The organism is Streptomyces sp. W16 (assembly GCF_033194735.1).
In the GTDB taxonomy this organism is placed as follows: domain Bacteria; phylum Actinomycetota; class Actinomycetes; order Streptomycetales; family Streptomycetaceae; genus Streptomyces.
In genome coordinates this window covers 1-7,781 of sequence record NZ_JAWOAI010000470.1, presented here as the reverse complement: position 1 = coordinate 7,781, position 7,781 = coordinate 1, and the positions used below count along the sequence as shown (strand labels likewise).

5 protein-coding genes are annotated in these 7,781 nt (G+C 70.5%); 2 read left to right on the top strand and 3 right to left on the bottom strand.

Features of this window, described 5'->3' with window-relative positions; all coding sequences use genetic code 11:
- On the bottom strand, positions 1 to 256 hold a 256-nt coding region (locus R6V09_RS40655; protein ID WP_442810237.1), incomplete at its 3' end, for a hypothetical protein.
- Positions 257 to 390: 134 nt separating this feature from the next.
- A complete protein-coding gene (locus R6V09_RS40650; RefSeq protein ID WP_317886516.1) occupies positions 391 to 2,898 on the bottom strand; it encodes a serine/threonine-protein kinase in 2,508 nt (835 codons plus the stop codon).
- Between the two features lie 170 nt (positions 2,899 to 3,068).
- On the opposite strand from R6V09_RS40650, the gene R6V09_RS40645 reads away from it, so the two are divergent.
- Positions 3,069 to 4,217 carry a serine hydrolase domain-containing protein gene (locus R6V09_RS40645; protein ID WP_317886514.1) on the top strand — a complete coding sequence of 383 codons (1,149 nt, stop codon included), beginning with the start codon at positions 3,069 to 3,071 and terminating at the stop codon, positions 4,215 to 4,217.
- Between the two features lie 82 nt (positions 4,218 to 4,299).
- Here R6V09_RS40645 and R6V09_RS40640 read toward each other — a convergent pair whose 3' ends face one another.
- Positions 4,300 to 6,006 carry a glycerol-3-phosphate dehydrogenase/oxidase gene (locus R6V09_RS40640; protein WP_317886513.1) on the bottom strand — a complete coding sequence of 569 codons (1,707 nt, stop codon included), beginning with the start codon at positions 6,004 to 6,006 and terminating at the stop codon, positions 4,300 to 4,302.
- A 289-nt stretch (positions 6,007 to 6,295) separates the two neighbouring features.
- On the opposite strand from R6V09_RS40640, the gene R6V09_RS40635 reads away from it, so the two are divergent.
- The gene (locus R6V09_RS40635; RefSeq protein WP_200716293.1) at positions 6,296 to 7,504 is read left to right on the top strand and encodes a nucleotide sugar dehydrogenase; all 1,209 of its coding nucleotides are present in this window, start codon (positions 6,296 to 6,298) and stop codon (positions 7,502 to 7,504) included.
- Positions 7,505 to 7,781 lie beyond the last annotated feature (277 nt).

The following is a 7,781-nucleotide window of genomic DNA, read 5'->3' as shown; positions in this document are numbered from 1 at the left end:
CGGCCGGCCGCAGTGCCCCCCGGTCGCGCGCCGTGAACCCGTCGGGCAGCCCGTCCTCGCCGAGCACCTCCGCCTCGACGACCTCCGGCAACGGCACCTGGCGCACCAGGACTTCCTGCCCGCTGTAGGTGTCGAAGGCCCGGGTCTCGGTCAGTTCGTACTCGTCGGAGGGCGGCAGCGGCAGGCGGTAGCGGTCGGCGAGTACCCGACCCGCATAGTCGTCCACGTTGCCTCCCCCGGCCGCCCGGTTGGTCAATTCCGTTCGTTTTGCGCCCCGTTCCGCCTGCATACCTGGATGCGTACGGTCCGCAACCACTCACGATACGTGCCGGAGGCAACCCACAAAGAGGGGTTGACGGATCTGGCGCGCCAAACCCGAACCCACCCGCCTCACGACTTCGGTTCGAACGTCTTCGTCAACGTCGTCCAGGTGTCCTTACGCAGCGCGCTGTCCCAATTGGCGTCTTTCGCGGTGTACATGAGCGCATAACCGAGATGGCCGTTGACGACGAACCCGCGGTCGATGGTCCGGTACTTCGTCCCGCCGTCCGTGTAGGTGAACTCCCAGTCGGCCGTGTTCCAGCTCCGGTAGTCCACCTTCTCTATTCGGATCCGTGTGTACCCGGAGCGCGTCATGTACTGCTCCTGGTTCTTCCAGTCCGCCACCGGATCACCCTTCGGCGTACTGGTCCAGGCGATCAGCAGCTTCTGCCCGTCGGGGCCGACCAACCGGACTCCGGCGGAGTCCGTCGACTGGTACGACCATCCGGCGGGCAGGCCTATGGAGAACCCCTGGCTTCCCTTGTACGTCTTCACGACCGCGGCGCCGTCCGAGGAGCCGTCCGTCTCGTCACCGCTCCCGCCGGACGCGCTCGTACCGGAGGACGTCGACGTGCCGCCCGAAGCCGACGCCGCCGACGAGGAGCCGGCCTGCGCACCGCCCGAGCTCGCCGTGTCGCTGTCGTCCTTCTTCGTGCCGGTTCCGCCGCTCGCACTCGCGCTCGCGCTGGCGACCGCCTTGCCGCTGCCGTTCTTCTTCGACCCCTTCGAGCCGCTGTCGTCACCGCCGCCGAGCGTGAACGCCAGCACCACACCGATCACCGCGAGCACGACGACCACCGCGATGATCACCAAGGTCCGCTTCGGCACCACATCAGTGATCGGCGCCCTCGGCACGGGCCGCGGCGGCAGATCCGGCGGCGTCATCACGGGCCACCCGGAACTCCGCCCACCCGAACCCGAGTTGGCCCCCCGCGCACCCACCTCGTGCGTCGCACCGGGGTCCTTGGCACCAGGGTCCTTGGCACCGGAGTCACGCAGACCCGGCTCCCGCAGACCCGACGCCTGCACACCCAGGTCACGCGTACCCGAGTCCGACGCAGCGGCCTTCGCCGCCGCTCCGGCCGCGGCACCCGCTCCCGAACCGGCCGACGTCCCGGAACGGGTCGCCGAACCCGAAGCACCCCCCGACCGAGCCGAAGGCACCCCGGGCGTCCGAGGACCGGCATCAACAGACCCTGAGCCGGCAGACCCGGAACCCACAGGCCCAGCACCAGCACCGGCAGCCGCCGCGCCCTTCGCACCACTGGAGCCACCGGCCCCCGAGGTACCCGAGCCACTCTTGCCCGAAGCGCTCACCGGGCCGGCCGCACCGGTCCCGGCAACAGCCGCGCCGGCACCGGCACCCGAGCCACCCGGCTTGCCCGCAACGGGAGTTGAAGTCGCCCCAGAACCCGAACCCGTACCGGGACCGGCACTCGTACCGGGACCTGGACTCGTAGCCGAACCCGCAGCCGCACTCGAACCCGCAGCCGCCGAAGTGGCGGCCCCGGCCCCCGCCGAACCCCCCGCGGCCTTCCGCATGGACCGCAACGCCCCACGCAACCGCTCGGCCCCCGCCGAAGGACCCGAACTCCCGCTCCCGCCACCACTCTTCTTGCCACCGGACTCCGCGGGCCCCGGCTGCACAGGCAGCGGCACCACCCTCGTCGCGTCCGCCGGTGGCACCGGCTCCGGCTCGGCCGCCCTGGGCTCGGGCGCGTGGATCACCGCGTTGAGCATCGCCCGGGCACCGGCGTCGTCGAGACGCTGGGCGGGGTCCTTGTTCAACAGGCCGTAGATGACGTCCTTCAACGGCCCGGCGTTCTTCGGCTCCTCCAGCGGCTCGGTCATCACCGCGGTGAGCGTGGCGATCGCGGAACCCTTGTCGTACGGCGGTGCGCCCTCGACCGCCGCGTACAGCAGGCCGCCGAGCGACCACATGTCGGCCGCCGGGCCCGGCTTGTGCCCGCGGGCCCGCTCCGGGGAGATGTACGAGGGCGCGCCGACGAGCATGCCGGTGGAGGTGATCGACGGGTCGCCCTCGACCTGCGCGATGCCGAAGTCGGTGAGCACGACCCGGCCGTCCTCGGCGATCAGCACGTTCGACGGCTTCACGTCGCGGTGCAGGATGCCCTCGCGGTGCGCGGACCGCAGGACGTCGAGTATCGCGAGCCCGACCTCCGCCGCGCGCCGCGGTTCGAGCAGGCCGTCCTCCCGGATGGCCTCGGCGAGCGACTTGCCCTCGACCAACTCCATGACGATCCAGGGCCGGTCGTCCTCGTCGACCACGTCGTAGACCGTCACCGCGCTGGTGTTGCGGATGCGCGCGATGGCCTTGGCCTCGCGCAACGTCCGTGTGATCAGCCGCCGTTTCTCGTCCTCGTCGATGCTGGACGGGAACCGCAGCTCCTTGACAGCGACCGTCCGGCCCAGGGTTTCGTCCTCGGCACGCCACACCGTGCCCATGCCTCCGCGGCCGAGCACTTCTCCCAACCGGTACCGCCCGGCGAGAAGACGCTCGTTCTTGTCCCGACGAGTGTCCTGACGGGATGTCCCCGCCCGCTCCGCCTCCGACATGCGTCCCCTCATGCAACCCGCCCTGACAGAGCCTCCATTGTCCCCCACCGAACAAGTGCCCAACGCCCAGGGGGCCTCTCGCCGCGCACCCCCAGCACATCCCGTCGGATATCCGGCGCAGGTCACACAGCCAAGCCGGGCAGGATGACCGTCGAGAACGGAGGTTCGCGATGCCCATCCCTCGGACACTGCTGGCCATTCCGGTGTCCCTGGCGCTCCTGTGCCTGTCCCCGCCCGCCTCCCGGGCCGGCGCGGCATCGACCCCAAATACCCTGGTCCCACTGCTGGTCACACGGGGCGAAGCCCCCGGCGCGGCATTGCTGGCCCTCGACGGAACGGGGTCTGGCTCCGCACCGGGCGGGACGGAGTACGCACAGGCCGGAGCCGACCACGCACCGGCCGGGACCGGCCGCGCATCGAGCGGAGCGGACCGCGCACAGGCCGGCACCGATTACGCGCAGGCCGGAACAGGCATCAGCCGTGCCGACCACTTCCGCGCCGGCAGCATCACGAAGACCTTCATCGCGACGGTGGTCCTCCAACTGGCCGCCGAACACCGGCTGTCCCTGTCCGACACGGTGGAGCAGCACCTGCCGGGCCTGGTGCGCGGAGCGGGCAACGACGGGCGCGCGCTGACCCTGCGTTCCCTGCTCACCCACACCAGCGGCCTGTACGACTTCACCGCGGTCACCGGGGGCACGATCCCCGTGTCACCTCTTGCGGCCGTCCGTATCGCTCTCACCCACCCTCCGGCCGATCGAGGCCGCTTCTCCTACTCGAACACCAACTACGTTCTGCTCGGCCTGGTCATCCGGCAGGTCACCGGCCGCTCGTACGCCACCGAGGCCGAGCGCCGCATCATCGCTCCGCTGCGTCTGACGGGCACCTCCTTCCCGGGCTCCCGCACCACTCTTCCCTCGCCGCACGGCCGCGCCTACGCCGCCGACGGCTCCGACGTCACCGATCTCGACCCGCGGGTGGCCGGCGCCGCGGGCGAGCTGGTGACCACGCTCGCCGATCTGGACCGCTTCTACTCGGCCCTGCTCGGCGGCGGACTACTGCCCTCGCGCTGGCTGCGCGAGATGCTCAACACCCGTACCGCACACGGCTCGTACGGCATGGGGCTGTTTCCGGTGAGACTCCCGTGCGGCACCACGGTGTGGGGGCACAACGGCCGGATCTCGGGCAGCTACGTGCGCACCGCAGCCACCGTCGACGGCCGTCATGTCCTCACCTTCCGGGTGAACACGAGCGAGATCGCAGACCCCGGTCTCGAACCGGCCCTGCTCGCTGCCGAGTTCTGCCCCCGCACCTCGTAGAACGGTCGGGTTCCGGACAAAGATCCCAGCTCGCGACACTCGTTCGAGTGAAGCCGACGGCACCCCGCGGAGTTTCAGTCGGCTAAAGCGGCGCGATGTCCGGCGCTCCCAACCGCGCCGCGTCCGCCGTCAGGTCGTCGGGCTGGCGTTGCGACTCGCGCTCGGCCTCCACCCGCTTCTCGTAGTGCTCGACCTCGCGCTCGATCTGGTCCTTGTCCCAGCCGAGCACCGGTGCCATCAGCTCGGCGGCCTCGCGGGCGCTGCGCGTACCCCGGTCGAAGGTCTCGATCGAGATGCGGGTGCGGCGGGTCAGCACGTCGTCCAGGTGCCGTGCGCCCTCGTGCGAGGCGGCGTAGACGACCTCGGCGCGCAGATAGTCGTCGGCGGCCTGGAGGGGTTCGCCCAGCGTGGGGTCCTTGGCGATGAGGTCGAGGACCTCTTCCGCCATCGACCCGAAACGGTTCAGCAGGTGCTCCACGCGCACCACATGGATGCCGGTCTGTGCGGCGATCCGCGCTCGCGCGTTCCACAGCGCCCGGTAGCCCTCCGCGCCCAGCAGCGGCACGTCCTCGGTGACGCACTCGGCGACCCGCATGTCGAGCCCGTGCACCGCCTCGTCCACCGCGTCCTTGGCCATCACCCGGTACGTCGTGTACTTGCCGCCCGCCACGACGACGAGCCCCGGCACCGGATGCGCCACGGTGTGCTCGCGCGACAGCTTGCTGGTGGCGTCCGACTCGCCGGCCAGCAGGGGCCGTAGACCCGCGTACACACCCTGGACGTCATCGCGCGTCAGCGGCACGGCGAGCACTGAGTTCACATGTTCCAGCAGGTAGTCGATGTCGGCGCTGGACGCCGCCGGGTGGGCCTTGTCGAGGTCCCAGTCGGTGTCGGTGGTGCCAACGATCCAGTGCCGGCCCCAGGGGATGACGAACAGCACGGACTTCTCGGTGCGCAGGATCAGTCCGCTGCTGGAGTTGATGCGGTCCTTGGGGACGACCAGGTGGATGCCCTTGGAGGCGCGGACGTGGAACTGTCCGCGCTCGCCGACCATGGCCTGGGTGTCGTCGGTCCACACGCCCGTGGCGTTCACGATCTGCTTCGCGCGGATCTCGTACTCGCCGCCCGCCTCGACGTCCTCCACTTTGGCGCCGACCACACGCTCGCCCTCGCGGAGGAACCCGGTCACGCGCGCGCGGTTGGCGACCTTCGCGCCGTACGACGACGCCGTGCGCACCAAAGTGGCCACATAGCGGGCGTCGTCCATCTGGGCGTCGTAGTACTGCAACGCCCCGACCAGGGCGTCCTTCTTCAAGGCGGGCGCCACGCGCAGGGCGTGACGGCGGCTCAGATGGCGGTGGGTGGGCAGGCCGCGGCCGTGCGCGCGGGCCATGGACATCGCGTCGTAGAGCGCGACGCCCGAGCCGGCGTAGAGGCGCTCCCAGCCCTTGTGCTGGAGCGGGTACAGGAACGCCACGGGCTTCACAAGGTGCGGGGCGAGCCGCTCCAGGAGCAGTCCGCGTTCCTTCAGGGCCTCGCGGACGAGCGCGAAGTCGAGCATCTCCAGGTAGCGCAGGCCGCCGTGGATCAGCTTGCTCGACCTGCTCGATGTGCCGGACGCCCAGTCGCGCGCCTCGACCAGTCCCGTGGACAGGCCGCGTGTCACGGCGTCCAGGGCGGTGCCCGCGCCGACCACTCCTGCGCCCACGACGAGCACATCCAATTCCCGCTCGGCCATTCCCGCCAGTGCCTCGGCCCGCTGCGCCGGACCCAGTGTCGCTGTCCTCACCGCTGCCTCCCGCTATCGGTAGCGCCGGCCGCACCCGTTCGGCGAAGCCCGGTTCGTATCCCTCCTGCCCAAATTCTGACCGGGTTGCCCGACTTCAGCCACCACTCGCCCCCAGCCTGTGGACAACAATCACAGGACTGCCGAAAAACACAGCCGTCCAATCCCGCATAACGGTCATATTTACTCCTAGTCTGACATTGCGCTCGCTCGTTCTGTCCACAGGGCTTGCGCACCTGTCCCACTTCGGTTATCTGTCCCACTTCGGTTATTGGGAAGGACGGCCCACGCCATGCCCGCAGATCTCGCCGTCATCGGACTCGGTCCTCTCGGCCTGCCCCTGGCCCAGGCCGCTGTCGCCGCCGGTATCGCCACGGTCGGCTTCAAGACCGGCCCCGAGGCCGGCTCCCTCAGCCCCGCCGAACTGCGCCGGATGCTCTCGGGGGGCTTCCGGCCGGCCACCAACCCCGCCGAGCTCGGCCGCGTACGCACCGCCGTGATCTGCGCGCCGACACCCCCGGACGCCGACGGCGGCCTCGACCTCAGCCAGGTGGAGACGGCCGCCCGCGCCCTCGCGGCCCACCTGCGCCCGCACACCACGGTGATCCTGGAGTCGCCGGTGCACCCCGGCACCACCGAGGACTTCCTCCGCCCCCTCCTCGAAGAGGGATCGGGCCTCCGCGCGGGCCGCGACTTCCACCTCGCCTACTCCCCCAGCCGCGTCGACCCCGGCAACCGCGACTTCACCCCGGCCAACACCCCCAAGGTGATCGGCGGCCTGACTCCGGCCTGCACGGAATCGGCCGCCGCCTTCTACGGTCGTCTCACCGACAAGGTGGTACGCGCGCGTGGCCTTCGCGAAGCGGAAACCGTGCAGCTCCTGGAGACCAACTTCCGGCACGTCAACATCGCCCTCGTCAACGAAATGGCCGTCCTGTGCCACGACTTGGGCGTCGACCTCTGGGACGTCATCCGCTGCGCGGAGACCAAGCCGTTCGGCTTCCAGGCCTTCCGCCCCGGCCCCGGCGTCGGCGGTCACGCCGTCCCCCAGGACCTGACGGCACACGGCGGTCGCCCGCTCCGCATGGTCGAACTCGCCCAGCAGGTCAACAACCAGATGCCCCGCTACGTCATCCAGCGCGCCGCCACGCTCCTCAACGAACACGGCAAGTCCGCGCGCGGGGCCCGCGTCCTCCTCCTCGGCGTCACCTACAAGGCCGACCTTGCCGACCAACAGGCCACCCCCGCCCAGGAGATCGCGATCCGCTTGATGGAACTCGGCGCCTCCGTCAGCTACCACGACCCCCACATCCCGTCCTGGAGCGTCCTGGACCGCCCGGTCCCCCGCGCGGACTCCCTCTACGAGGCGGCGGCCGACGCCGACCTGACGATCCTGCTCCAGCAGCACCGGACGTACGACCTCCAAGGCCTGTCGGTGAAGGCGCAGTTGCTGCTGGACACGCGCGGGGCGACACCGACCGGGGCGGCACACCGGCTCTGAGCACGAAAACGACTGGTGGCAGGGCTACGTCGACCTGCTAATCTCCCCACACTCGTCGCACAGCTGTTGCATATCCGTGCGCGCGCATCTCTGCTTCGCCTTTCCTGTCTTCGCATCCCGTGGGGGGATCTCTGTCATGAGCCAGTCAGCCACGCCACCACAGCAGCCACAGCCGCAGCCCGAGGCACAGGCGCCTGCGCAGCCGCAGCCGGTCGACGGCAACCCGTACGCCCAGCAGCCCGGCGCCGTACCGCCGCCGCCCCCGGCTCCGTACGCC